This is a genomic window from Nonomuraea sp. NPDC004702 (assembly GCF_053601695.1).
The window spans coordinates 15,062-38,716 of record NZ_JBSGCE010000057.1 but is presented as its reverse complement, the minus strand read 5'-3'; the positions used below and the strand labels follow the sequence as shown (position 1 = coordinate 38,716).

Here is a 23,655-nt window from a genome sequence, read left to right as displayed (position 1 = left end):
CGCTCCGCGTTCAGGCGCCGCTCTCGCGCCCGTGCGGTTGTCCACAGAACGGCGTTCGGCGTTCTCGCGGCCCTCGGTCGTCCGGCTACTCTCGGCGCCATGGTCACTCGCGCAGACATCGGCGTCCTCGGCGGCTCGGGCTTCTACTCCCTGCTCGACGACGCGGAGGAGATCGAGCTCTCCACCCCCTACGGGCCCCCCAGCGACGTCGTCACCGTCGGCCGCATCGGCTCGCGTTCGGTCGCGTTCATCCCCCGGCACGGCCGGGACCACCGCTTCCCTCCCCACCGCATCCCCTACCGCGCCAACCTGTGGGCGCTGCGCTCGCTCGGCGTGACGCAGGTGCTCGCCCCCAGCGCCGTCGGTTCACTCAAGGCCGAGTACGGCCCCGGCGCCATCGTCGTGCCCGACCAGATCGTCGACCGCACCTCGGGCCGGCCGCAGACGTACTACGACGTCTCGGGGGCCGTCCACGTCTCCTTCGCCGACCCCTACTGCCCGTCCGGCAGAGCCGCGGCCGTGGCCACGGCCCGCTCCACCGGCTGGGGCGACGTCGTCGACGGCGGCACGCTGGTGGTCATCGAAGGCCCCCGCTTCTCCAGCCGGGCCGAGTCCCAGTGGTTCGCCGCCAACGGGTGGTCGATCGTGGGCATGACCGGCTATCCCGAGTCGGTGCTGGCCCGCGAGCTGGCCCTGTGCTACACCTCACTCTCCCTGGTGACCGATCACGACGCCGGGGTCGAGGCCGGTCAGGGCGTGACCCACGACGAGGTGCTGGAGTTCTTCGCCCGCAACGTCACCCGCATGCGCACGCTGATCGCCGAGACCGTCCAGGCCCTGCCCACCGACCGCACGTGTCCCTGCGGCTCGGCTCTCGACGGCATCAAGCTGCCCTTCGAGCTGCCGTGAGCAGGCAGCCGGCCTGGCTGCGGCCGTGGGCCCGGCGGCGTCGTCCGACCGCGGCGGCCCTCGCCGCGGTGGGCGTCCTGTCGGCCTTTGTCGCGCTCCGTCCTGCTGCGGGCCCTGAGGTCCTCGTCGCCGCCCGCGACCTCGCCCCCGGCCCCCTGCGTCCCGGTGACCTCCGTCCGGCGCCGCTCGCCCATCCGCCCGACGGGGCTGTCCGGTCGTACGCGGCGGGCCGCTACCTCGCCGGACCCATGCGCCGGGGCGAGCCGCTGACCGACGCCCGCCTGCTCCATCCCGTGCCGCTGCCGCCGGGCACGGTGGCCACCCCCGTGCGCATCGCCGACCCCGACGCCGTCGCCCTCATCTCCCCCGGCTCGACCATCGGCGTCCTGGCCGCCGGGGAGGGCGGTCAGCCGGCCCAGCTCATCGCCGACGACGTCCGCGTGATCACCATCCCGCGTCCCGCCGACGACTCCCGTACCGGCGGCGCGCTGGTGGTGCTGGCGGCGACCCCGTACCAGGCGGCCCAACTGGCGGGCGCCCAGACATCGGGCCGCCTCTCCATCACCTTCAAGAGTTAGCTGAGAGTAATCGTTCGACTACGATTCTTGGCCATGAACGGATTCAAGAAGTTCCTCATGCAGGGCAACGTCCTCGACCTGGCGGTCGCGGTGGTCATCGGGGCGGCCTTCAACTCGATCGTGCAGTCGTTCGTCGCCGACCTGCTGACCCCACTGATCTCGGCCTTCGGCGGCCTGCCCGACTTCTCCTCGCTGAAGGTCACCGTCGGCGCGTCCCACTTCATGTACGGCAAGTTCGTCAACGCGGTGATCTCGTTCCTGATGATCGCGGCGGTGATCTACTTCCTGGTCGTCAAGCCGTACACGCATTTCAAGGAGCGCGCGGCGGCCCAGGTCGAGGCCAAGACCCGCGACTGTCCCGAATGCCTGTCGGAGATCCCGAAGGCCGCCTCCCGCTGCGCCTTCTGCAGCGCCGAGGTCGTGCCCGCCTAGAGCTGCGAGTCGATCTTCGGGTCGTACTCCCAGTGCCACGGCTCGAACGGGCTGCTGTAGGCCCAGGCCGGATGGAACCACCCGTACCTCTTGGAGTTCTTCTCCATCCACACGAACTCCGTGGACCGGAACCGCTCCACGCCGCCGCACAGGTCCACAGCCAGCCCGAGACCGTGGTTGCTCCGCCCCGGCACGGCCGCGAACCCCGGCCGCCGGTAGTAGACGGACTGCTGCTCGGCCAGGCTCCGGTAGGCGTCCGTCACGCAGATCGCCTTGCCGAACCGCCTCCGGTAGGCCTCGTTCAGGCTGACGAAGGCGATGGTGGCGTCCGCCCGCAGACTGAAGCCCTTCTGCTGCAACGGACACAGCATGCTCTTGGGGATGAGCCCGTTGGGGTAGTTGTTGGCCGTGGCGGCCTGGAGGGGGTTGCAGCCCAGCGCCGCCCGTCCGACCTTGTCGATCTTGATGCCCAGCTTCACCAGCGCCGCGGTGAGCGACTTGACGATCTTGTCCGAACGCTGCCTGAGCGTGTCGATCTCAGCCGCCATCTGGGCCTCGGCCAGCAGGTTGCCCGCCCTCAGCTCCTGAGCCTCGGCGGCCAGCCGCTCGGCCTCCTTGTACAGGGTGCTGGTCTGCTCCACGGCCTGCTGCCGCACCCGGACCATCTCCGTCGAGTCCGAGAGCGCCCGCAGAGTGCCGACGCCGGCGTCCCCCGACAGGAACGGCACCACGCCGTCCGCCCCGACGGGCTGCTCGTAGAGCAGCTCTGCCAGCTGCGAGACCGGCTGCCGGATCACCGCGAGCCTGCGCTCCAGATCCTGCAGCCCGTTCAGCTTGGTCTTGAGCTCCTTCTCGGACGCCGCGATCGTGGCACGCCGCTTCTCCAGCGCCTTGGTGGCGTCCTCAAGCTCCTTGGCCGACTTCTCGGCCTCCTTGCGCAGCTCCGCCAGATTGCTCGGATCCCGCCGCTCCACCTGGGTCCGCGCCTGCGCCTGAACCGCTGATGGCACGAAGAGAGAAGCCATCGCCATGACGACCGCGATCAGACCCGCTGATCGAGGGGATGGCACGTTCGACTCCTCCGTTTGCACACTCGTTACCCGGGTCAGGCACGCACGTTACTACAGCCCCCTGAGTGTCCGGACCGAACTCCGAAGAGCTGCTATGAGACAAAAAGCGCACTATGTACGGCTCCCCCTCCCCACCAGCGGCATCGCATCCCTACCTCCACCCTCGCCTACCGAACAGTGCGCCTTGACCTCTCTGTCGGTGTTCAGGCGACCCGTGAGGCGCTGTCACTGCGCAACCCGGAGACGGCTGCGAGAGCGCGCACCCTGGCCAGCCGGACCAACCGCACCCCTGCCTGTCGTGCACGGTTGCCCTCCTCGTGCACCGCCGCACCGCACACACCCAGACCTCCGGGCGTCCTGGCATGACATAGCCCCCCACGACTCCACCTGAGCTCTCTTGCGGCGGTTCATCTCCGCCGTCCGCTACAGCACCCTTTCTCACCTCTCCGAGGCCTTCGGCGTCTTTTGTCACGAGGACCGCGGCCCCTTACAAGGACCCGCGACGCCCCCTTTGCGGACTCCTCCACCTTCTGAGCTTCGGCGGCTCGTCCTCCTCCAGGAACGGTGCTCACCAGACCCTTGCGACCAGTCCCTTCTGAGATCACCGCCGACGGCGTCTCCAGACCTCCGAGTCTGTCGCGGCCCGTTGGGCACGACGGGAGGTCATCCCAAGAGCTGCGCCACTCGACCTACAGTCCTCCACACGCCGCGCAACGCCGCCGAGCCATTCCTGACCTCACCTCAGCCCTTGGCTTCGGAACCTCCACCCCAGCTGCGCCGCCGCACGCAGGCCCGCCACCAAGAGTGACCAGGCCATCCGCAACGACCTCCAGCGTGCCCACCAAAGCCGACGCCCCCTGCCCCAGCAGCGCAGCGCCCTCTGATCGGGAAACCCGAACCGCAACCAACACCAACCCCCAAGCCACTCCCGCGCCTAACCGCCCCGAGACACAGCAACACGGGGAGAAAGTTCACTGGCCTAGCCAGCCACCGGCGGCCTGGGGGCGCCGCCGCACCCCGCGACCACACCCTCCTCAGCCAACGCCCCTCGTCAACTTCACAAACCCGACAACCAGCCATAGCGGGCATTCTGTGCCGCCTCCTGCTCCCGCTCCCGGCACATGTCCCACAGCCAGGTGTCCTCCCACTCCCCCGCACACCCGGGCGAGGACCGCGAAGCCTCAGGCGCGTACGGCTCCTCCTCCACCACAGGATCCGGCTCCGGCGCAGGCGCGGGCACCGAGGACCGCACCTCCAGCGCCTCAGACACCTCGGCGACCTTCCGCACGGGTGCCGGAATCACCCCTTCGTACCGCCGATCAGGATGCGCAGGCGCGGGCATCCACACGGGCTCGAACGCCAACCGCACCGCCCTCCGCTCCTCCATCCCCACCGGCGCACCAACTCCCTCGAACCCCCGCATCTCCCCCGCCAACAGTCCGCCAGCAAGAATCGCCGGCGCCAGCAACGCCCCGAACAACACAACGGGCCGCCTACGAGCTTGCGTGGATCGCCTCCTGGTCACACGCAGAAGCTAGCCACGCACGAAGCACCGGAATCCGACCGCTTGCCATGCCTTTACCGCAGCTCAGAGCACCCATAACCAACCTCACCAAACTGACCCCGGCCCGGCGGCCCACGCACTACCCAACTTTCGCTAGGCTTACGAGAGTCCGCCTCCGTAGCTCAGGGGATAGAGCACCGCTCTCCTAAAGCGGGTGCCGCAGGTTCGAATCCTGCCGGGGGCACCAGTCTCTACCAGCAGCAAAGCGCCCTTGACCAGCAGCAACGCTAGTCAAGGGCTTCTTGATGTGTCCGGCGCCGTACGACTGTCGACGATCGTTTGCGGCTGATCCTTCCCAATGCCATCCCACATGACGTCCGCCAGGATGACAACGGATACTCCAGCTCGGAGCAGCCTCATCCGCATGGCCTTCCGGGACATGAAGTAGACGAAATTATGAGTCCGAGATCAGCGACCGCCTCTCTGCCACGCTCGTCACGCGCCACCCACACCGGCGGACCCAGGGACCACGCTGTTGCCTCCGCCAGCCGTTCGGCGCCCGCATCGATGGTCCCCGGCTGACGGCTGTGCACGGACTACCGATGCTCTCGAGACCTGGCTTGATCACCTATGCGGCAGCGCCTACCCCGCCTGGGCTCGCACACTGATCAGGACGTGGTCCGGATAGCCTTAAGGCGCCTCGTCGGCGGGACGAGGCGCCTCAACGATCAGAAGGCCGGGCGATCCGGCCCTCATGGCTCAGCAGCCGCCACAGCCCCCCTTACAGCCGCACCCGCCGCCACAGGGTGGGCAGGGAGCCGACGGCCGGACACAGACGGTGATCTCGTTGGTGACGGTTCCGTCGGTCTCGTTGGCGGTGGCGGTGTTGGTGACCGGGCAGGGTCGGGTGGCCTTGCCAGCCAGGTGAGGGTTTGAGTGGCGCCGAGGTCCATCGGGCCGACGTTCCACAGGCCGGTGGTCAGGTCGTAGCTACTTGCGGTGGGAGTAGCGGGAGGCAAGAGTGAGGCAGTGGGGGCCGTGGAGGACGGTTCTTGCCCTCCACGGCCGAATGCCCGTCATACGCAGCAGTCGAAGCTGGTCAGGGCGCTGCACTAGCCGCAGGGTGATAGCCGCGTGGCCGGAATGCGCAGATCTTGCGCAGCGGGTCTTCTTGCCGAACTGCCGGCTTCAGCCCTGCGCCTGTCCAGCCCGCGCCTTACCGGCGGTGAGCCTTGGCGGCGTTCCTGGATGCGGCGTTGCCGTCCATGGGGAGGCAGGGCGGAGTCTGGAAGACGACGCCGTCGAGGAAGTTGCCGAACGTCGGCCTCCCGCCTGCCGCCGACACCGATTCGAAGGCGAAGCGGGTGACGGTCTGCCCGGCGGGGACGACGTAGGTGCCGGTGTAGCGACCCCAGGCGGTGTTGCCGTCGGAGATGTCAGGAGAGGAGGCCCCGTCCGGGTTCTGGGGGGTCGTGGCCCCCGGGGCGCCGATGAGCACGTGCATGACGTCGGTTCCGGCGCGGCCCCGGTGGTAGAGCGACCAGGTCATCACGGTGCCAGGGACGGTGGGGACGTCCTGGTAGAGGGTGGATGCCTCGTTGGCGTTGAGTTCGGCGAACTGCTGGCCGTCGGCGGCCGGGACGCCCTGGAAGCCGGAGTGCCAGAACTCCAGTTTGCGGTCGCTGGCGGTGGCGTGCCAGCCGACGGCGGGGTTGGTGGAGGCGTCGGGCAGGATCTGGAAGCCGGCCACCGGCGGGGCCTCGAAGCTGCCGTTGACCAGGTTGATGGGCTCGCGGGTGCATTCGACGGTGACGGTGACCGTGGCGGTGCTGGTGCCGCAGGCGGTCTCGATGGTGTACGTGAAGGTGTCGGTGCCGGCGCGGTCGGTGTCCGGGGTGTAGATCAGGTTGTCGCCCGAGATGGTCACCTTGCCGTAGGCGGGCTGGGTGACGGCGCTGATCGTCGGCGACGCCCCGGTGTCATTGGCCAGGACAGGCACGGTGACGGGCGTGTTGTCGGTGGTGGAGGCGGTGTCGTCGGCGGCGTTGGTGGGCGAGATGGAGTTGCCGCTGACGATCTGGATGGGCGGGGCCGCCGCGTTGTTGCCGAGCTGGCCGGGGAGCGCGATGACGCTGCTGATGCCACTCGGCCGGATGGTCATGCTGCGCCCGACGGTCCGGGCTTGACGCGGAAGGTGATGACCGTCGGACCGGGATCGGCCTTGCCTCCCGGCGATCGGACGGTCAGGGTGTTGCCGCCGATGGAGCCGTTCTGGATACCGACGACGGTGGCGTTGGCGACCAGGGACGACACGTCTCAGGTGGTGGTGTAGGAGGTGACCACGAACGGCCATTTCGCCGTCTGGTGCCGCAGGGTGAGGGTGAAGGTGCTGCCTGGTGCGATCTGGCCGCCCCGCAGGCTGGGCGAGGTGGTGACGGAGATGTTCCCGTTGCCCAGTCGCCAGCCGGCGATGTTCTTCCAGTAGTACTCGACGGGGTAGTTGGCCTGGCCGTGCCGGACGCAGGGGCCGGCGGCCTGATGGACGGCTCTGTGTGTGCTGGTGTGGTCATCGGCCTGCGCCGGGGAGGCGACGGCGAGGAGGGGGAGCAGGAGGGTTCCGGCGATGGACGCCGTCGCCACGCTCTTGGCTCGGGAGGCGAGGCGGCGTCGGAGACGCTGTGCGGGGTTCAACATGTCGTCCTCACTGTGAGTAGTTGACAAATAACTGTCTGTAATTGGCCAGGGAACACAAGAGGATCCACCCAGTCTTCTCAAGCGGAGGCAACGGCCGGGCCGTGACACCGGAAGGGGCGAACCTCAATACCGGAACGACGGCGAACCCTATCCAGACTGTCACTCTTCGCAATAACTTGAATACGGTGAGTGAAGATTGGGGATGTCGGACGCAACACTTCGGTCAGTCACAAGACCACGCGCCCCACACGTCGGGTCCCGCTGTTCCACGCTCGCCTTCACTTCGTCCCGTGCTCGCCACGGCGGGCTGCCCCCTGGAGAACCAGCAGACATGACACCTCGCGCCCTGCTCGCCCTCCCCCTGTCCCTGGTCCTGTCCCTGCCCCTCCTGCTGAGGCTCGCGCCGGCCCAGGCCGCCCCCCAGCGCACCGATCTGCAGACCGCGCTGAACGCCATCGCCACCAGCGGAGCCCCCGGCGCCCTGGCAGAAGTACGCGACGAGAACGGCCGTTGGTCCGGCACCAGCGGCAGCAACGACCTCCACGGCACCCCGGTCCCGGCAGGCGCACGCTGGCGCATCGGCAGCGTCACCAAGACCTTCGTCGCCACCCTCATCCTGCAACTGGTCGCGCAGGGCAGGCTCGGCCTGGACGCCCCGATCGCCGAATACCTGCCCGGCCTGCTGCCACGCGGCCGGGAGATCACCGTCCGCATGCTGCTCAACCACACCAGCGGCATCGGCGACTACGCCGCCACCTGGGAAGACACCCCGAGCGGCTTCCGCCGCCTGGCGACCACCACGTACACGCCCCAGCAGCTCATCGACCGCGGCACCGCCCTGCCACCCACCTCCACTCCCGGCGGCCCGTGGGCCTACTCGAACACCGGCTACATCGCCCTCGGCCTGCTCGCCGAGAAGATCACCGGCCAGAGCCTGTCCCAGGCCCTCAACGAGCGGATCTTCCGCCGCTACCTGCTGCGCGACACCTTCCTGCCCACCACCGAACGCACCATCCCCGGCCCCCACCTGAACGGCCACACCACCGACGAGAACGGCAACCTGGAAGACATCACCCGCTCCGACACCTCCCACGCCTGGGCAGCCGGCGCCGTCATCTCCACCGCCGCCGACCTCAACCAGTTCTACTTCCTCCTCACCCACGGCGAGATCCTTCCCCGCACCCTGCTGGCACAGATGAAGCACACCGTGCCCGGCCCCGGCCTCGACTACGGCCTCGGCCTGATGAAGCTCACCCTCCCCTGCGGCACCCAGGTCTGGGGACACAAAGGCCACATCCCCGGCTACGTCACTTACACCTTCCACAACGACCGGCGCGACCTCACCGTCACCGCCAACGCCCTCCACTCCCGCGACGACGCCGCCACCGACCAGGCCATCAACCACCTCATGGAAGTCGAGTTCTGTCTGACCGCGTCATTCCGCAGGAGCACCAGAAGCGACGTTCCCAGGCCGTTGGCCATGCTCCGGGCGCCGCGCAGCCCCGCGCCAGGCGTCCTGAGCATCCATTGCAGGACTACACCATGCCGATACGCCTGCCGGCCCCAGAGGAACTGCTGGCGGCGGGCAAGCGCCATTTCGACCGGTCTCTGGAGCGTTAGGTGCTCCAGAGCCCATCCCCAGCCTCCTCTCCACCCTGCCGACGCTCAGCCATGAACGTCGAAGAGGCTTCTGCACACTCGCGCCCTGAATCCCTCGAACCGTCTGCACGGACTGCGGTGCAGGTGGTGGAGCCTCTTCGCCATTTGGTGCCGGGCACGTCCCCGAAGGCGTTTGTGGGCCTTCGCATGGGCCTTGCGCTTGATCGTAACGGGACGCTGAGACGTCGCGTCACCTCCCCCGAGAGGAGCTGCGCCCAGATGGCACCCACCGCCTTTCGGCGCCAGGGGCCGGCGTACATCACGCGAGGAGGTGCCGTCCGCTCCGTTCGACGGATTCGATAGCTGCCGCCGCATGCCAGTAACTCGTAGACGATGGGCTGGCATGCACATGTGTAGTCGAGCGTTCGGGACTGAGCCGGCGTGTCCGTGGTCCAGGTGAGGGACGCTGTCCTGCCGTTGGCCAGGCATGGTGGATGCGGAGCGAACCCCGGGCACGGCCACCCGTCCTCATCTGGAACCGGAGGCTGAGTAGGGGGCACCGGCAGAGGCCCTCCCGGGTCTTCTGAGGCTTTTGGAGGGCATCCATCACTCCAGCTCTCCGGCCGAGAATCTGGTCAGCGCGGCGGCGTTGCTCATCGGGGATGCGCCTCCTGGTGCAGGATGTGCCGGTAAGGCTCGCCGAACCAAATCTTGAAGTCGGCCGCGGCATCGGCGGGACTGTCGCTGGAGTGGACGAGGTTGCGGATCAGCCGCCCCTCGGCGGCGGCCTTCTCGGCACTGTCATCACCGTAGAAGCCGCGGATCGTGATGGACGGAGCGCGAGACGGGTCGTAGTGACCGAGCAGGTCCCGTACCTGCTGGGCGGTGTCGTTCGTCTCCCGCGCGCGAGCGCCACCGTCACGGTGGAGCCGACGTAGTGATCGATGAGGTCGGCACGGAGGTCGAACGGGAAGCGATGCCGCAGCTCCAGCATGTCGGCGTAGTGCGCGAGGATCTGCCGGGCTGTGACGATGACTTGTCGGGTCCGGACGATGGTCACGGTGCCGGCGATCCATTCGAGGATCGGTTCGACGAGTCTGCGGTCCGTCGCGTCGGGCTTGCACATCACGACCGTCCAGTGGCCCCACCCGCCTGGCGGCTCATCGAAGGTACGCACCGTCACGCCGCCACCTCCGACCCGAGTAGCCCGTGAGGTCATCGGGCAGATCGGTGCGGAGTTGCCGGCTTCCAGTCCCGTCATGAATGGCCGCATCATCCGGCCCTCCGTAGTGAATCGGAACGCCGTGCTGCGCCGATGCGCGGCTGCCAGGCGGCAGCATCGTCGACGTGGTCGCGGCTCCCCAGGTCCACGAGAGGATGTAGGGGGTCGAACGCGAGGATGCGTTCCCATAGCCCTTGAGGCGTAAGGGCCTTGCGGTAGCCACCGTCCTCGGCCGTTTCGCCGAGATATGCGGCGGTGAACCGCTGGCTGCCGGACTCCCAACGTACGAGCCATTGGCCACCTGCGTGGTGTTGCAGGTGGGCGGCCCACGCCCATCCGAGTTCGTCCGGGACGAACGACAGGCCGCTCGCGAAGGATGGAGGGTCGGTGTTCATGAAACCTCAGCGGATGTCATGGGGACGGAAGCTGATGCGAGAGCCCCATCTGCGGAAGCTGGCCGTCGCTGCGCAGCGAGACGACCGGCGGCGTGTCCGCAGTGGGCGCTTCGCCCTCGTCGACGGCCCACACCTGTGCCTGCCAGACCACTTGGGTGACGCCCTCGTTGGCCGACGTACTCATCGCGGTCATGAGGAAGAGTCGCGCGACGGCGTCGTACCGGTCAGTGGGCAGATCGAGCGTGCCGCTCAGCTGCCATGTCCGGCCGGCATCGCTCGACACGAGAAGAGCGAGCAGCGTCGAACGCCTCAGTAACACGGACGCCTCGGCCGGCTGATGGAAGGCGGGGCGGAGGGCCGCGTTGAGGGCCTGCATCGTGTTCCGCTCCTCACGTACGGTGACGGTTCTCCTCCACCCTGGATTCGTACGGCTCAGGCGGGAACACCAGCGAGACAGGCAGTCAAGAGTCAGACCGCGGTCAGATCTCGGTCAGTTAGGCGAGGCCGCGGACGCACCACTATGCGACGATGCGCACAGAGGGAGGCAGCCAATGTCAGACCCGAATCTGCAGTTGCAGCAGGCGCGAGAGCGATTGCCCATCCCCTGCCGACCCCGGCGAGCACGCCTCGCGCCAGGAGCTCGCAGACCTGGTCAACGCCTGGTTGTTCGAGAACCACAACCGACACGGCGGCCTGACCCAGGAGTACATCGGCAAGCTGGAACGCGGCGAAGTGCGCTGGCCCAACGCCCACTATCGGGAAGCGTTCCGTGCCATTCTCGGCGCCGAACGTGACAGGGACCTGGGCTTCAACAGATCCCGACGTGCCAACTCGGTCGTTACCGTGACAGATGTGGATCGCAAAGGCTTCATTCGCACTGCGCTCGGGGCAGCCGCCGCCATCCCCCTTGCCGAACTGGCCCTACCTGCGCAGGCCATCGCGGCACCGTCCGTCATCCAGCCATCTGACATCGCCGAACTCCGCAACATCGCCCACGTCTTCACCACCTGGGACCACACCTACGGCGGCGGCCTGGTCCGCGAAGCCGTCGTCGGGCAACTGCGTTTCGCGGTCGGCCTCCTGAAGCAGTCCCGCTGCCCGTCCAAGCTGCACGCTCCCCTGTACGCCGCAGTCGGCTGGCTGGCCCACGCCGCCGCGTTCATGGCCTTCGACGCCTACGCGCACGAGGACGCCCGCAGAATGTTCGCCCTCGCCCTCACCTGCGCCGAACAGGCGAACGACTGGCACCTCCGAGCCAAGGTGCTCTCCTCCATGGCACGACAGTCGATCTGGTGCGGCGACGCCGACAACGGGCTGACCCTTGTCGAGTTCGCAATGGTACGAGCCGACCGCCTGACCCCGGCCGAGCGAGCCATGCTGCGCGGAGCCCAGGCACGCGCCTTCGCCAAGCTCGGCCGGACACAGGAAGCATTGAAGGCCGTCGCAGAGGCGGACACGGAGTACGACCACATCCACCCCGGCGAAGAGCAACCCTGGATGCGGTACTACGACGCCGCCCAGCACTCAGGCGACACCGGCCACGCCCTGTTCGACCTGGTCATCCTCGACAGGACAACGACCGGAAGGCCGACCGGCGACGCGATCGACAACAGGTACCTCGGTGAGGCGTCGACGAGGCCGGCGAACGCCGTGGCCGGCCACACCCCCGCCTACGTCCGCTCCCGCGCCAGCAGTGGCATCAAACTGGCCTCCCTCACCATGGCGAGGGGATCCCGAGGAGGTAGCCTCCATCGGAGAACGAGCCGTCACCGACGCCGGCACCGCGCGTTCCCGTCGCGCCCAGGACGACATGAAGGAACTCGTCAAGTTCGCCCTCCCCCACAAGAACCGGACACCACTGGCCCTACTCCGCCACCGCATCCGGGAGGTCGTCCAGACATGACCCGGACCAACAGCGCCGAGACTGCCGCGCGGACTGTCCTCGACACGGCCAGCCGCCGCGCCGGCCTCGACCCATCCGGCACCGAGCTGATGCGCCTCGGCGAGAACGCCCTCTTCCGGCTCTCCGGCGGCATCGTCGCCCGCGTCTCCCGTCCCGGCCAACTCGCCGCCGCAAACGCGAAAATAGCAGTAGCACGCTCGCTCGAAGCCAACTACGTACCCGCCGTTAAGGCATGGCCAGACATCGACCAGCCCATCGAGGTCAACGGTCAAGCAGTCACCTGGTGGCAAGAGCTCCCACCCCACCGGCCCGGCACGGCGCTCACGGTCGCAACCGCGCTACGCCGCCTCCACGACCTCGCCCCATCGACAAACTTCGACATCGGCCGCTTGGACCCGTTCGTACGGCTCGCCGAGCGAATCACCCGTGCCGTCACCCTCACCGAGGCAGACCGGGCTTGGATGCGCACCCATCTGGGCGAGTTGAAGGCGCGGTACACAGAGCTCCCCGCATGCCTGCCAGATACAGTCGTGCACGGCGACGCATGGATCGGCAGTGCAGTAACCACTGCGACGGCGAAGTCCTGTTGCTCGACCTGGAACGCTGCTCAATCGGCCTACCCGAATGGGACCTGACCTCCACAGCCGTGAAGGCCTTCGCCTTGGCTGGAATCACCAGCGACGACTACGACAGCTTCGTTCGCACGTATGGGAACGACGTCACTTCATGGGCTGGATTCGAGACGCGCCGGGACATCCGCGAGTTCCGCATGACCTGCGTGGCCGCCCAAGTGGCCGCCGAGAATCCCGGCCGGCACGACGAGGTCATGCTGCGGCTGGCATGTCTACGTGGTGAGCGTGGCTCAAGACCGTGGATCTGGACGGCCGTACCCTAGCGTCGCAGCCCAGCTCTGGTCCGCTCGCCGAGCACGCTGCCGAAGTAGCGCGCCGGCGGGGTCGACGACGACCTCGCGGGTGTCGCCCCAGACGGCCAACGCCTGCGGAGCCGGACGGCAGCACCGGCCGGCACGCTGGGCTCGACGACGGTCTGCCCGGTCTTGTACACGCGGAGACTCTCAGGTCCAGCACAGCGCGATCGATGGTGCAGCGGCACACGGGTTCCGCCGCCCAGAGTGAGCGTTGACTCCCACAGCCCCGGTTGGTAATTTTGTCAGGACAAACACTATGTCCTTACAAAGTCTCCGGCGGAGGAGTGGCATGGCTGCTAGGGTGGCCGACATCGTGCGCACGCGGGTCCACAACCCCGAGGCGATCGCCGAGGCGGCGAAGCGCCGCGTGCCGGCGTCTTCCGTGGTGGGGGAGCACGGCCGTGCGATGATCATCGCAGCCGATCATCCGGCGCGCGGTGCGCTCGGCGCCGGCGGAGATGCGATGGCCATGGCCGATCGGGGCGCGCTCCTGGACCGGCTCTGCGTGGCGCTGGAACGCCCTGGGGTGACCGGAGTCATGGGCACGGCCGACATCCTGGAAGATCTGTTGCTGCTCGGCGTGCTGGACGGCAAGTCGGTGTTCGGATCGATGAACCGGACCGGCCTGGCCGGCTCGGCGTTCGAGATCGATGACCGCTTCACCGCCTACGACGCGGAGACCATCGCCGCCATGGGCTTCGACGGGGGCAAGACGCTCACCAGGATCGCGCTGGAGGACGCGGCGACGCCTTCCGTCCTGGAGAACACGGCCCGGGCCGTGAACGAACTCAGCGACCGCAAGCTGATCGCGATGGTAGAACCGTTCATCTCCCGATGGACCAACGGCAAGATCTGCAACGACCTGTCGCCGGAGGCTGTGATCCAGTCGGTCACCATCGCCTGCGCGCTGGGACGGAATACCGCCTACACCTGGCTGAAGCTCCCCGCCATCGAGGACATGACCGAGGTTCTCGCGGCCTCCACCTTGCCCGTGTTGCTGCTCGGAGGCGACGGTCCCGATCCTGAGCAGGTGTTCGCCAGGTGGGAACGCGCCCTGAAGCTGCCCACCGCGCTGGGGCTGGTGCCCGGCCGGACGCTGCTCTATCCCCCCGATGGGGACGTGGCCGGCGCCGTGGACAAGGCGGTCAGTCTGTTGTGATCCAGGGGCTCCCCTGGCGCATGAAGGTCGCCCTGCGTGAGGTGGCGACGCGTTCAAGACGGCCCGTTCAGGGACACCCCTGAGCGGGCAGGCAGTTGGACAGGCAGGCTGCGGCAAGGCGGATCCAGCACGGCGGGTTCTTCAACGGTGGCCCGCTGAGGGCGTTTGGGACCGGCGCAGCCGGCCTCTCAGCTCCAGGAGGCGCGAGCAGAGCTCCGGGATGTCCCTCGCGTGCACCGAGCCCGGAAAATCGGGCAGCTCGGACCTGATCGCGAGCGAGGCCGACGTGGAGAACCTGACCTCCCCGTTCTCCTCGACGCTGGCCCCGTCCTGCTGCGCCCACGCGCGGTTCAAGGCGATGGCCTGCGCCGGCGGCATGCCCGGGGGCAGCTCCAAGGTGAGGCTCCGCTCGTGGATGCGGACAGGGTAACCACCCGGCAGCCCCAGCGGACCCGGCAGGCTGGTTCGCACTTCGCGCCCGATGACGAGGTCCGCCAGCAGCAGCGCGGTGACGTGGCCGGTCACCGCGTTCAACTCGGACCGGTCCGCGGCGCGCTGACGCCGGAGCAGCGGGCCGACCTCGCGGACCGGCGTCCCGTCCAGCCAGGCCAGCGCGTCGTCGGCGGCGTCGTCGGGGGTGTGCAGGTGCCAGTGATGTCCCAGGACCTGAAGGCGTTCCCCGCGGGCCGGTCGGAGCGACTCCCGCAGCGAGGCGGCGAGCAACGCCACGTTGCCCACACCGCAGAAGATCGGCAGTCCGAGCGCCTTGAGCAGCGGGTTCACCGCGTCGGGGAAGCAGGCGTTGAGGAAGAGGGGGCGGGGGGCCAGGGCGGTGATCGCCGACGCCGCCTCGATGGCCACGGCCGCCTGCAGCGGAAGGGTGAGCCCGAAGCCCGCTCTGGTGGTCAGCGCGGTCCACGCCGAGGGCGAACGGGTCCTCTCCCAGGGAGACTGGTACGAGGCACAGTTCAGCACGATGCGCGGACGGGACTGCCGCAGGATCGAGGAAATGGACTCGGTCGTGTACCGGTCCACCGACAGGGCACGGAACCGTACCGGCGTGCCGCTCGCCGCCGACCGGACATCCGCGACATAACACACCTCCGCCGAGTTCTGCGGCGTCGTCGACACGACGGTCACGACGCATTTCGTGGCACAAAGGATCGCCAGGGAGTAGCAGATCGAACGGGCCAGCGAGCCGCTGCCCAGGATCACGATGCCGGGCTCGGCCATCACGTCACCTTCCGGCTGTGTCGTGGTAGAGATCACGAGGTTCTCCGCTCCCGATAGCTCATGACGATGCCGGCGCCGACGAGCCCGAGCACGCTCAGAACCGTCAGGGCGGTCCCGTACCCGCCGGTGCTCTGCACGAGGTAGCCGGTCAGCGCGGGGCCGAGGGCGGAGCCCGCGCCGAGCGCGGTGAACAGGAGGCCGAGCAACCTGCCAAGGCGTGCCAGGCCGAACTGGTCGGCGAGCACGATGGGCAGGAGAGCGCTGTAGCCGCCGTACATGGCGCCGTGGATGATGGCGAACGCCAGCAATCCGCCGTAGCCCCGCGCGGTCGTCCACACCAGCAGGCCCAAGCCGATGCCCACGTGACAGATCTTGAAGAGGGTGAGCGATCCCAACCGGTCGGTGAGGGCGGTGATCATCAGACGGCCCGCAATGCTGCTGATGCCGATGGCCGAGACCAGGGCCGCGGCGGCCAGAGCGCTGATGCCCAGGCGCTGCGCGGAAGGAGCAAGGTGGGCGAACGGGACGTAGTTGGCCATGCAGACGAGCAGCGACGCCATGTAGAGGGTACGGAATCCACGGGTGGGCGGCCGTTGCGCGGCTACCGGGGAGTCCGGCGCCTGTGGTGGCCGGCCGACGAGGATGGCGGCCAGCAGCAGCAGAGCCGCCCCGCCGACGGCGTAGTACTCGTAGGCGTGCCGCCAGCCGAAGTGGCTCACCATCCAGGCCGACAGCGGCGAGCTGACGACCGTGCCGATCCCCACGCCCGTGACCACGCTGCCGGTGGCAACCCCTCGGTAGCGGTCGAACCAGCGGCCGGTGGCGGTGACCACCGGAACGTACACGCACCCGACCCCCAGCCCGATACCGAGCCCGTAGGCCAGGTACGCCTGCCAGAGAGCGTCCGAGATCGCGGTGAGGTAGAGGCCGAGCCCCAGGCAGGACGCGCCGATGAGCAGCATCACGCGCGGCCCCGTCCGGTCCGCGACGGGGCCGGTGACGGCGCTCAGGCCGAAACCCAGCAAGGTCGTGATCGAGAAGACCACGGACGCCGCGCCGTCACCGGCGTGGAAGGCATGAGCCATCGGCCCGAAGAACTGCCCGTAGCTGTACGCCAGCCCGTAGACCACGGACGCCGCGAGCGTCGCTCCCGCCGCCGCCAGCCACGCGCGGCGCGAGTCGCGAATGCCCGCGGCGGGAGCGGGCACGAGCGGACGTCCTGCCCCGACCGCGGCCGGTGGCGTTTCGGGCATCGACATGGTCACTCACCTGCGCTTTCTGGAACCCTGCTGAGATGGCGGAGGGCGGGCACGCTGCTCACATCCGGCGTAGGCGGATGTGCTCCGGCACCGGCAGCCCGTCGGGCACCCGCGCTTCAGGACGCGGGACGCCGAAGGACGTGCGTATCGGCAACAGGCCGGCCCACTTGTCCAGGTCGACGTCGTCGCCGTGATCATTGGGCGGCGCGTCGCGGATCTTGACGGACGCCTCGGCCAGGTCCAGCGTCATGACGGCGACCCGGGCCAGCACCTTGCGGTCCGGTTCGTGCCCGTAGTCCCAGGCACCCGGTGCGAGATGCTCGGCCACGACACGCATGCCGTGCCGCTTCTCCTCCTCCTCGCGCAGGAGCCGTCCGGTTCCGTGAACGACGGCCGAGCGGTAGTTCACCGAGTTGTGGTAGACCGAACGCGCGTAGACGATGGCATCGAGATGGGTCACGGTCACGCAGACCGGTGCTCCGGCGGCGAGGACGCGGGCGCTGCGGGCGCCGGCCGATGCGTGCAGATACAGCGTGTCGCTCTCGCGGCCGTACACGCTGGGCAGCACGACCGGTCCCCCGTCGGCGACGAACCCCAGGTGGCAGACGAGCCCGGCGTCCAGCACGTCGTACAGAACCTGACGGTCGGCCGCGGCCCGCTCGCTGTAGCGGCGTACGGTGCTGCGTTCCGTCGGTGACAGCGGGCCATGCCCGGTACTCGTCATGTCAGCCTTTCTCCTGTTCCGCCGGAGGCGCTCACAACACGGCCTCGACGATGTCCTGCGCCGAGCGGACCTCCATGACCTGGGACCGTTCCGGCATCAGGCCCGGTTTGGCGAGGTACATGCCAGAGCCGTGCAGCACCACGCCGTCGAAGCCGCTGACCAGGCCCCTGTCCAGGCTGTTGAGCACGCCGGTGAGTCCCATGACCAGTGACCACTCGGCCAGGTGGCGGGGATCGGCGGGCAAGGGCCGGTCACTGGCTTGGAAGTGGTGTCGTACGGCGCCATAGCGCTGGACGCATTCCAGCAGCGACACCACGACGGCCGAGCCTCCGTGCTCGGCGATCAAAGCGGTCATCTCCGGCGCGGTGGGCGGATTGCGGGTGTAGAAGGTGGGTTCCAGATTCTCCTGCGGATTCCAGGTCACCTGGGGGAAATGCGGGAAGTCCCGCTGCTCGTACACCTCGTCATCGGCGCGGCGCTTCCAGTCCGGCTGCGGATCGTGGCCCTGGGTCTCGGTCAGATAGTGGCGGACCATGTCGCTCGTCGCCAGATGCTGGACCAGGAGGAATCCCGGCTGCGGGTGCGTGATGCCCAACGCGGCCATGGTGTCGATGCCGTGCTGGTAGCCGAGCAGGCCGTACGCGCTGGAGACGGCATGCGCGTGCAGGAGCCGCCGGTCGGGCCGGGCGTCACCGAATTCGTACTCGTAGAAGGCGCGGCAGGCGTCGGCCACCTTGTAGTTCGCGATGTCGAGGGAGTACCAGACCCTCTCCCCGGCGCTGCCGGCCGCGGCTTCGGCGAACGACCGACCGAGGTTCTTGACGTCGCCGGCCTCGGGCCCGTCGTAGACGAGAATCGGGTTGCGGGCCCGCAGTTCATCGGACTCGGTGAGGACGTTGCGCCGGAACTTGTACAACGTGGCCGCCGGCGTCAGCGTGACGATGCGTAGTTTGTCGGGGCTGGCCAGCTTCAGCTCCAAGGCCCGGGCCACGGCGTCCCGCAGGGCGATGGCCTTGTTCCCCGACGACGGGGTGAACAGGAGGACTGATTCGCCGGTCCGATCGATGTGTTGCACCGCCCGGGCCACCATCAACAGCGACGCCGTGGTCTTGGTCGTACGGGTTCCCGGATTCTTCATCAGATCCAGCAGGATCAGACTCCGGCCGGCGTAACTGCCCAGCGGAGCCAGCGAGGCTCCGGCGACCGCGAAATACTCCTCCCACGCGTCGGTGAGCACCGGATAGGAGAAGTCCGGGGCAAAGCCGGCGGATCGGGTCGGCGTGCAGCGCCGGGAGGCCTCCCGCACGCCGTTGTAATAGCGGGTGATGACGCTCTCGGAGTCGGTGGTCTTGATTTTGGCCGCGAAACTGCGCGCGCCCTGGTCCATGAAGTCGCACCTTTCACTCAGAAGGGAAGGCGTGCAGGAGGAGCTAGCAATGGCGCAGGAGTTGATCGGCGACGATGCGGGCTTGCCGGCCGATGATGAGCATGGAACTGGTGTAGTAATGGGTGCCCGCCGTCAGCTGGCCCAAGGCGAACAGGTTCCGGTTCTCGCTCCCGTCCGCTGCGAGGACTCTGTTGGTGTACCGGGCCACGTCCAGGCCTCCCAGGGCGTGCCGCCGCGCCACGCCGGCTTCAACCAGGTCCTCGATCAGCGAAGTCGCCGTGTCAGGGATGGCCGCGGCGGCCGGGCGTGTCGTGTTGACCACGATGTCGGCCTCGATCTCGCCCACAGCGGTCGGGGCGAGAAAGGCGGGACGCGGCAGGACACCGGACCTGATCCCGCGGACACCGCGTACAACCTGCAGTTGTCCCGCCTCGGCGGCCGCCTGCAGCCGGATGGCCGACTCCTGAGGCATCGGACTCAACAGGGTGATGAACTTCCGGTGCCAGCGGGTGAGGAAGCGGCGCCGTTCCGCGTCGGGCATGGCGTGCCAGATGAGCTCCACCGACTCGTGCATCGCCTGGATGATGACCGGCTGCCAGAGTGCGCCGCCGTCGCGAGCCTGCCCGAGCTGGCGGCGCAGCCGGCGGGCGGCCGACTCGCCCGGGGTGACCTCGGCGCAGGCGCGGTCCAGGCTCGTCCCGGCCTCCTGCAATTCGCGGTCGAGCAGCGCCAGCAGCCGCTCTCCTGTCATGACCGGGTCGGCCGTCAGTGCGACGTGAACGGCGGTGCGGGAGAGGTACCGCAGTTCAGGCGCGGTGGCGACGGTGCGCACGGTCGGCAGCAGCCCGTTCCTCGACGCCATGGTGACGCGGCCTCGATGGCCGTTCTCCAGCAGGAACAGCACGGTGTCGACGGCGGTCAGGCCCGTCCCCAGCACCAGGACATGGGCCTTGGGCGGCACGGCGGCCAATCGGGCGTTCAGCGGGTAGGGGTCGTTGACATAGCCCGGCGACCGCGCCAGCCGGTACACATCGACCGGCCCCCCGGTGCCCACGCACAGCACGACGCGATCCAGGTCGCCGAAGCGCCGCCCGTCCTCGGTGAACGCGTGGAAGCCGGCCGGCCCCTCACGCAGCCGCGTCACCGACGAGCCCACCGTGCGCACGCTCCTCCCGCGTCCGGCCAGCTGATCGGTGATGCCAGTCGCCACCTCGGCGAGATACTCGCCGAACAGCCGGCGGGGCAGGAACGCCGTCGGGGGTACCGCACGTCCTTGCAGGCCACCCCGTTCCTGCACCCATCGCAGGAAGTGTCCTGGTGTATCCGGCAGTACGGACATGCGCTCGGCCGAGACGTTCAGCAGCGCGACGTCGGAGTCGGGGAGATAAGCCCGGCCTGGCCCGACGTTCTTCGCCGGCTCGAACACCGTGACGTCGAGGTCCGGCAGGCGGTCGCGGGTGAGCGCGGCCAGCAACGCGACGGCCGCGCCACCGCCCCCGATGATTCCCAGCTTCATGTCGTCCTCTTCATGCGCGGAGGTACGGCCGACGGAACTCCGGGCAGCACTGAGCGTCAGCGCGCCCCCGTTCCCTGGAGTCGAGCCGTGTCCTTAGCGCCGTGTGACGTTCCGCTGCTGGGTGACGAACAGACTGGTGTAATCACCGCCGGACCAGTCCGGTGGAAGCAGGCACGGGCGAGGGTCGTGCACCGCCCACCGCGCCGGCTCCCCGCGTACGATCTCGCCGGCATGGCTGCTGGGCAGCGGGTTCGCGGTGTAAGGCATGGAGTTGGCCGCGCTGTAGACGTTGAGCAGGAGCGGCCGGCCGAGGTCCGACTCGTTCTTGGCCGAGCAGTGCAGGGTGCGGCAGTTGTGAATGGTCACCGACCCGGCCGGCCCGGGGAGATGGACCGCTCGGTCGGCAGGCAGCGCGGCGGCGTCGAAGTCGCTCAGCGCCCCTGTCCAGACGCCGTCGGCGCCGTAAAGGTCGTAGAGCTCGCCTTCATGACTGCCCGGAATCACTCCGAGCGGCGCCTGATCCGCGGAACAGTCGTACAAATAGGTGCCGAAGGTCAGCGAACTGTAGTTGGTGTGCGGCCAGAACTGCACGTCCTGATGCCACTTGACCTCGGCGCCGCCGCGAGGCCACTTGAAGTTCAACTTGGAATGATGGAACTTCACGTCCGGGCCCACCAGGTCGGCCGCGATGTCGGCGAGCACCGAGTCCCGCGCGAAGCGCCAGTACTCCGGGTGCTGGTCTACCGGGCTGGTCACGCGCCGTAGCCGAGGGGTTTGGGCGGAGTGCCCCGGTTCGATGTCGAATACCGCGTCGGAGCGGTCGATCGTCCGGCTGCGCTCGATCATTTCCTCGGTCGCCGTTCGGAGCCGGGTGAGCCATTCGGTGGAGATCACCTCTTCCAGAAGCAGATAGCCGTTGCTGAAGTAGAACTCCCGCTGCTCGTTCGTCAGGATCTTGGGCGTGATGCGGCGGACCTCGTCGACCAGCACGTCTGTTCTCCTCGATCAGAGCTACGAACTCAGGACCTAAATACATCGGTATGTCCTTACATAAGGACAACGTATTGTCCGCATTCGGCTTTGTCCAGTGCTGTTTTGATCGATTTGCACGGTGACCCATGCGTGCGCGAGCAGGGGATCCTCCCCATCGACGCCAGAGCGGCCAGGTTTACGCCGCCGCCGCCGTCGTCCCCCTTCAACACCGCGGCCGGGCCCCAACCCGTCGTCGCCGGCACAGCAGCCTCGGCGCCACCGCACGAGCCGTCCCGCCCCCGGCCATGAGCCGACCACCCCGGCCGGGTTGATGCACCAGCACATCCAGGACGGCGTCTTGCACCAGCGCTCGCCGCCGGAAGCCATCCACGCGCATCGACGGCTTCAGGCCGCATCAGATCTGCACGCATCGGTAGGCGGTGTCGGCTGCCCGTACATGGGCCATGCCGGCGGATCGTTTGTCGCGTTCGGCGTGTAATCGCCCGCTGCGCCGCGGTTTTCCATCGATTCCACGAATGGGTGCAAGACGTCACCGCCGGGCGGGAGTGGGCCCGGGGTTCGCATGGCGCGAGCGGTCGCTCCGGAGGGTGGCGGCGAGGTCGTGGGGTGGTGACTCGGTGGGGTGGGCCGCGTCCAGGAGGCGGCGCAGGTGCAGGCTGTCCGGGGCCAGGGCGGTGATCAGGCTGGCGGGGCCGGCCAGCGGGGTCAGTACGGCTTGACCCGCTGCGGGGTCGTCGCCGAACAGCCGGACCTGGGGCGGTTGGCGTTCCAGGTCGGGGTCCACGATGAGGATCTGGCCGGCGGCGCGGTGACTGGCCAGGATCGCCGGACCGTCCCAGCCGGGGGCGTCCGGGCCGTAGGCGGTCTGCTGGTCCAGCAGGAGGTGTCCATTGCGGTGGACGATGAGGCGGATGGCCAGCCGGCCCGGAGGCTCGCCGAAGCGTCCGAGAACCTGTTCCTCGCGCAGGACGAGGCGCGCGGTGGCGGCCAGGTCGATGGTGCAGGTCTGGCGCAGGTTGCTGCCGGCGGCGGAGATCAGCGGCTGGGGCAGCCAGTGCAGGCTGGCTCCGTCGGCCACGGTCAGGTGCACGTCGTAGGTGGCGGGCTCGGGGGTGGGGCCGCGCAGGGCGATCGCGGCTGAGGCGGTGGTGACGTGAAGGTGGGCGCCGGGTTCGGCGGTGGCCTCGACGCGCAGCCGGTCGCCGCCGAGAGGGGCGTTCATGGCGCCGAGCACGCACACCCGTGCCTGGTCGCCGTGCGAGTGAATGCGGCGCAGGTGGAACGGGCCGTCGCCGGCCAGGGCGGACAGTACGGTGCGCTCCCCGGCGCGGGTCGCCGTGACGCGGGCGGTGGCGCGCACGCCCGGCACAGCCGGCACGGCCGCCACACCTCGCACGCCCGGCGCGCCCGGTACGGCGTGGGACGCGAGGGTCATGCGGGGCCCGGGGCGCGGGCCGCCAGGCGGTACAGGACCCAGTCCACCACGGGCCGGACGCCGTCTTCGGTCTTCAGGGCGGTGAAGGCGACGGGCAGCTCGCCGCGCTGCGTCCTGGCGTCGCGGGCCATGGCTTCCAGGTCGGCGCCAACGTACGGCGCGAGGTCGGTCTTGTTGATGACGAGCAGGTCGGAGGTGGTCAGGCCGGGCCCGCCCTTGCGGGGGATGTCGTCGCCGCCGGCGACGTCGATGACGAAGATCTGCGCGTCGACCAGGCCCTTGGAGAAGGTCGCGGTGAGGTTGTCGCCGCCCGACTCGATGAGGATCAGGTCGAGCGGGCCGAGCTGTTCTTCCAGGTCCTCGACGGCTTGGAGGTTGGCGGAGATGTCGTCACGGATGGCGGTGTGCGGGCAGGCGCCGGTCTGCACCGCCTTGATGCGCTCGGCGGGCAGTACGGCCTCACGCAGCAGGAACTCGGCGTCCTCGCGGGTGTAGATGTCGTTGGTGACCACCGCGATGGACAGTTCCTGGCGCAGTGCGCGGCACAGGGCGGCGACGGTGGCGGTCTTGCCGGAGCCCACCGGTCCGCCCAGGCCGATGCGCAGCGCGCCGCGGCGGCCGCCGGGGGCATGGCCCCGGCCTGCGGAGACGTCGTGGTCATGGTGGAGGTGCATGGCGCTCCCGTGGTCGGACGACAGGCGTTCGTACAGGTGGG

The 23,655-nt window shown here is 68.8% G+C and carries 23 protein-coding genes and 1 tRNA gene; 8 read left to right on the top strand and 16 right to left on the bottom strand.

The window, feature by feature from the left end; all coding sequences use genetic code 11:
- Nucleotides 1-99 precede the first annotated feature (99 nt).
- Genes ACWEJ6_RS42300 through mscL form a run of 3 tightly spaced genes read left to right on the top strand, consistent with a single transcriptional unit; the run spans nt 100 to nt 1,919 of the window.
- Complete coding sequence (locus ACWEJ6_RS42300) at nt 100-909, top strand: S-methyl-5'-thioadenosine phosphorylase (RefSeq protein ID WP_358301069.1); 810 nt, start codon at nt 100-102, stop codon at nt 907-909.
- A complete protein-coding gene (locus ACWEJ6_RS42295; protein ID WP_452431198.1) occupies nt 906-1,487 on the top strand; it encodes an RcpC/CpaB family pilus assembly protein in 582 nt (193 codons plus the stop codon). Before ACWEJ6_RS42300 ends, ACWEJ6_RS42295 begins: the two co-directional genes overlap by 4 nt.
- A 33-nt stretch (nt 1,488-1,520) precedes the next feature.
- Nucleotides 1,521-1,919, top strand: coding sequence for a large conductance mechanosensitive channel protein MscL (gene mscL / locus ACWEJ6_RS42290; protein ID WP_352326225.1), 399 nt, complete (start codon nt 1,521-1,523; stop codon nt 1,917-1,919).
- On the opposite strand, the gene ACWEJ6_RS42285 is transcribed toward mscL, so the two are convergent.
- Nucleotides 1,916-2,929 carry a D-alanyl-D-alanine carboxypeptidase family protein gene (locus ACWEJ6_RS42285; RefSeq protein WP_352366392.1) on the bottom strand — a complete coding sequence of 338 codons (1,014 nt, stop codon included), beginning with the start codon at nt 2,927-2,929 and terminating at the stop codon, nt 1,916-1,918. The genes mscL and ACWEJ6_RS42285 overlap by 4 nt on opposite strands.
- Before the next feature lie 1,735 nt (nt 2,930-4,664).
- On the opposite strand from ACWEJ6_RS42285, the gene ACWEJ6_RS42280 reads away from it, so the two are divergent.
- Nucleotides 4,665-4,740, top strand: a tRNA-Arg gene (locus ACWEJ6_RS42280).
- A 969-nt stretch (nt 4,741-5,709) separates the two neighbouring features.
- Here ACWEJ6_RS42280 and ACWEJ6_RS42275 read toward each other — a convergent pair.
- The 3 genes from ACWEJ6_RS42275 to ACWEJ6_RS42265 are packed head-to-tail and all read right to left on the bottom strand — an operon-like array spanning nt 5,710 to nt 7,187.
- Nucleotides 5,710-6,654 (bottom strand): Ig-like domain-containing protein, encoded by a 945-nt coding sequence (locus ACWEJ6_RS42275; RefSeq protein WP_452431197.1) that lies wholly within the window; start codon nt 6,652-6,654, stop codon nt 5,710-5,712.
- Nucleotides 6,651-6,806, bottom strand: a complete 156-nt coding sequence (locus ACWEJ6_RS42270; RefSeq protein ID WP_452431196.1) for a hypothetical protein — start codon at nt 6,804-6,806, stop codon at nt 6,651-6,653. The genes ACWEJ6_RS42275 and ACWEJ6_RS42270 overlap by 4 nt, the downstream gene beginning before the upstream one ends.
- A 3-nt stretch (nt 6,807-6,809) precedes the next feature.
- On the bottom strand, nt 6,810-7,187 hold the full coding sequence (locus ACWEJ6_RS42265; RefSeq protein ID WP_452431195.1) for a hypothetical protein: 378 nt from the start codon (nt 7,185-7,187) through the stop codon (nt 6,810-6,812).
- A gap of 331 nt (nt 7,188-7,518) precedes the next feature.
- Here ACWEJ6_RS42265 and ACWEJ6_RS42260 point away from each other — a divergent pair, with 331 nt between their 5' ends.
- Entirely contained in the window at nt 7,519-8,862 is a 1,344-nt protein-coding gene (locus ACWEJ6_RS42260) for a serine hydrolase domain-containing protein (protein WP_452431194.1), read from the top strand.
- 577 nt (nt 8,863-9,439) lie between these two features.
- Here the strand turns inward: ACWEJ6_RS42260 and ACWEJ6_RS42255 are convergent.
- From ACWEJ6_RS42255 to ACWEJ6_RS42240, 4 genes are all read right to left on the bottom strand, one after another.
- Nucleotides 9,440-9,652: a nucleoside-diphosphate kinase gene (locus ACWEJ6_RS42255; RefSeq protein ID WP_452431214.1), complete on the bottom strand. Its 213-nt coding sequence runs from the start codon at nt 9,650-9,652 to the stop codon at nt 9,440-9,442.
- The gene (locus ACWEJ6_RS42250; RefSeq protein ID WP_452431215.1) at nt 9,553-9,969 is read right to left on the bottom strand and encodes a hypothetical protein; all 417 of its coding nucleotides are present in this window, start codon (nt 9,967-9,969) and stop codon (nt 9,553-9,555) included. The genes ACWEJ6_RS42255 and ACWEJ6_RS42250 overlap by 100 nt, the downstream gene beginning before the upstream one ends.
- Nucleotides 9,970-10,058: 89 nt before the next feature.
- A complete protein-coding gene (locus ACWEJ6_RS42245) occupies nt 10,059-10,403 on the bottom strand; it encodes a hypothetical protein (protein WP_452431193.1) in 345 nt (114 codons plus the stop codon).
- Nucleotides 10,404-10,419: 16 nt separating this feature from the next.
- Nucleotides 10,420-10,779, bottom strand: a complete 360-nt coding sequence (locus ACWEJ6_RS42240) for a hypothetical protein (protein WP_452431192.1) — start codon at nt 10,777-10,779, stop codon at nt 10,420-10,422.
- Between the two features lie 152 nt (nt 10,780-10,931).
- Between ACWEJ6_RS42240 and ACWEJ6_RS42235 the strand changes: the two genes are divergently transcribed.
- The 3 genes from ACWEJ6_RS42235 to ACWEJ6_RS42225 all read left to right on the top strand — a co-directional run bounded on the left by ACWEJ6_RS42235 (nt 10,932) and on the right by ACWEJ6_RS42225 (nt 14,393).
- Complete coding sequence (locus ACWEJ6_RS42235; RefSeq protein WP_452431191.1) at nt 10,932-12,941, top strand: hypothetical protein; 2,010 nt, start codon at nt 10,932-10,934, stop codon at nt 12,939-12,941.
- An 11-nt stretch (nt 12,942-12,952) separates the two neighbouring features.
- Entirely contained in the window at nt 12,953-13,201 is a 249-nt protein-coding gene (locus tag ACWEJ6_RS42230; protein ID WP_452431190.1) for a hypothetical protein, read from the top strand.
- 322 nt (nt 13,202-13,523) lie between these two features.
- The gene (locus tag ACWEJ6_RS42225) at nt 13,524-14,393 is read left to right on the top strand and encodes a Cgl0159 family (beta/alpha)8-fold protein (protein WP_387681009.1); all 870 of its coding nucleotides are present in this window, start codon (nt 13,524-13,526) and stop codon (nt 14,391-14,393) included.
- A 141-nt stretch (nt 14,394-14,534) separates the two neighbouring features.
- Here ACWEJ6_RS42225 and ACWEJ6_RS42220 read toward each other — a convergent pair whose 3' ends face one another.
- The 8 genes from ACWEJ6_RS42220 to ureG all read right to left on the bottom strand — a co-directional run bounded on the left by ACWEJ6_RS42220 (nt 14,535) and on the right by ureG (nt 23,614).
- Entirely contained in the window at nt 14,535-15,626 is a 1,092-nt protein-coding gene (locus ACWEJ6_RS42220; protein ID WP_452431189.1) for a hypothetical protein, read from the bottom strand.
- Nucleotides 15,627-15,658: 32 nt separating this feature from the next.
- Nucleotides 15,659-16,885, bottom strand: coding sequence for an MFS transporter (locus ACWEJ6_RS42215; protein ID WP_452431188.1), 1,227 nt, complete (start codon nt 16,883-16,885; stop codon nt 15,659-15,661).
- Between the two features lie 58 nt (nt 16,886-16,943).
- Nucleotides 16,944-17,609, bottom strand: coding sequence for a pyridoxamine 5'-phosphate oxidase family protein (locus ACWEJ6_RS42210; protein WP_452431187.1), 666 nt, complete (start codon nt 17,607-17,609; stop codon nt 16,944-16,946).
- Between the two features lie 31 nt (nt 17,610-17,640).
- Nucleotides 17,641-18,996, bottom strand: a complete 1,356-nt coding sequence (locus ACWEJ6_RS42205; RefSeq protein ID WP_452431186.1) for a DUF6002 family protein — start codon at nt 18,994-18,996, stop codon at nt 17,641-17,643.
- Nucleotides 18,997-19,039: 43 nt separating this feature from the next.
- A complete protein-coding gene (locus ACWEJ6_RS42200; protein ID WP_452431185.1) occupies nt 19,040-20,512 on the bottom strand; it encodes an FAD/NAD(P)-binding protein in 1,473 nt (490 codons plus the stop codon).
- 93 nt (nt 20,513-20,605) lie between these two features.
- Nucleotides 20,606-21,502: a phytanoyl-CoA dioxygenase family protein gene (locus tag ACWEJ6_RS42195; protein WP_452431184.1), complete on the bottom strand. Its 897-nt coding sequence runs from the start codon at nt 21,500-21,502 to the stop codon at nt 20,606-20,608.
- 532 nt (nt 21,503-22,034) lie between these two features.
- Entirely contained in the window at nt 22,035-22,883 is an 849-nt protein-coding gene (locus ACWEJ6_RS42190; protein ID WP_452431183.1) for an urease accessory protein UreD, read from the bottom strand.
- A 53-nt stretch (nt 22,884-22,936) separates the two neighbouring features.
- A complete protein-coding gene (gene ureG, locus ACWEJ6_RS42185; RefSeq protein WP_452431182.1) occupies nt 22,937-23,614 on the bottom strand; it encodes an urease accessory protein UreG in 678 nt (225 codons plus the stop codon).
- Nucleotides 23,615-23,655: the final 41 nt, after the last annotated feature.

Excerpts from the sequence above, each read along its gene's own strand:
- ACWEJ6_RS42300 (WP_358301069.1), top strand. The coding sequence starts at position 100 with ATGGTCACTCGCGCAGACATCGGCGTCCTCGGCGGCTCGGGCTTCTAC.
- mscL (WP_352326225.1), top strand. The coding sequence starts at position 1,521 with ATGAACGGATTCAAGAAGTTCCTCATGCAGGGCAACGTCCTCGACCTG.
- ACWEJ6_RS42275 (WP_452431197.1), bottom strand. The coding sequence starts at position 6,654 with ATGACCATCCGGCCGAGTGGCATCAGCAGCGTCATCGCGCTCCCCGGC.
- ACWEJ6_RS42265 (WP_452431195.1), bottom strand. The coding sequence starts at position 7,187 with ATGTTGAACCCCGCACAGCGTCTCCGACGCCGCCTCGCCTCCCGAGCC.
- ACWEJ6_RS42260 (WP_452431194.1), top strand. The coding sequence starts at position 7,519 with ATGACACCTCGCGCCCTGCTCGCCCTCCCCCTGTCCCTGGTCCTGTCC.
- ACWEJ6_RS42245 (WP_452431193.1), bottom strand. The coding sequence starts at position 10,403 with ATGAACACCGACCCTCCATCCTTCGCGAGCGGCCTGTCGTTCGTCCCG.
- ACWEJ6_RS42240 (WP_452431192.1), bottom strand. The coding sequence starts at position 10,779 with ATGCAGGCCCTCAACGCGGCCCTCCGCCCCGCCTTCCATCAGCCGGCC.
- ACWEJ6_RS42235 (WP_452431191.1), top strand. The coding sequence starts at position 10,932 with ATGCGCACAGAGGGAGGCAGCCAATGTCAGACCCGAATCTGCAGTTGC.
- ACWEJ6_RS42225 (WP_387681009.1), top strand. The coding sequence starts at position 13,524 with ATGGCTGCTAGGGTGGCCGACATCGTGCGCACGCGGGTCCACAACCCC.
- ACWEJ6_RS42220 (WP_452431189.1), bottom strand. The coding sequence starts at position 15,626 with ATGGCCGAGCCCGGCATCGTGATCCTGGGCAGCGGCTCGCTGGCCCGT.
- ACWEJ6_RS42215 (WP_452431188.1), bottom strand. The coding sequence starts at position 16,885 with ATGTCGATGCCCGAAACGCCACCGGCCGCGGTCGGGGCAGGACGTCCG.
- ACWEJ6_RS42210 (WP_452431187.1), bottom strand. The coding sequence starts at position 17,609 with ATGACGAGTACCGGGCATGGCCCGCTGTCACCGACGGAACGCAGCACC.
- ACWEJ6_RS42205 (WP_452431186.1), bottom strand. The coding sequence starts at position 18,996 with ATGGACCAGGGCGCGCGCAGTTTCGCGGCCAAAATCAAGACCACCGAC.
- ACWEJ6_RS42200 (WP_452431185.1), bottom strand. The coding sequence starts at position 20,512 with ATGAAGCTGGGAATCATCGGGGGCGGTGGCGCGGCCGTCGCGTTGCTG.
- ureG (WP_452431182.1), bottom strand. The coding sequence starts at position 23,614 with ATGCACCTCCACCATGACCACGACGTCTCCGCAGGCCGGGGCCATGCC.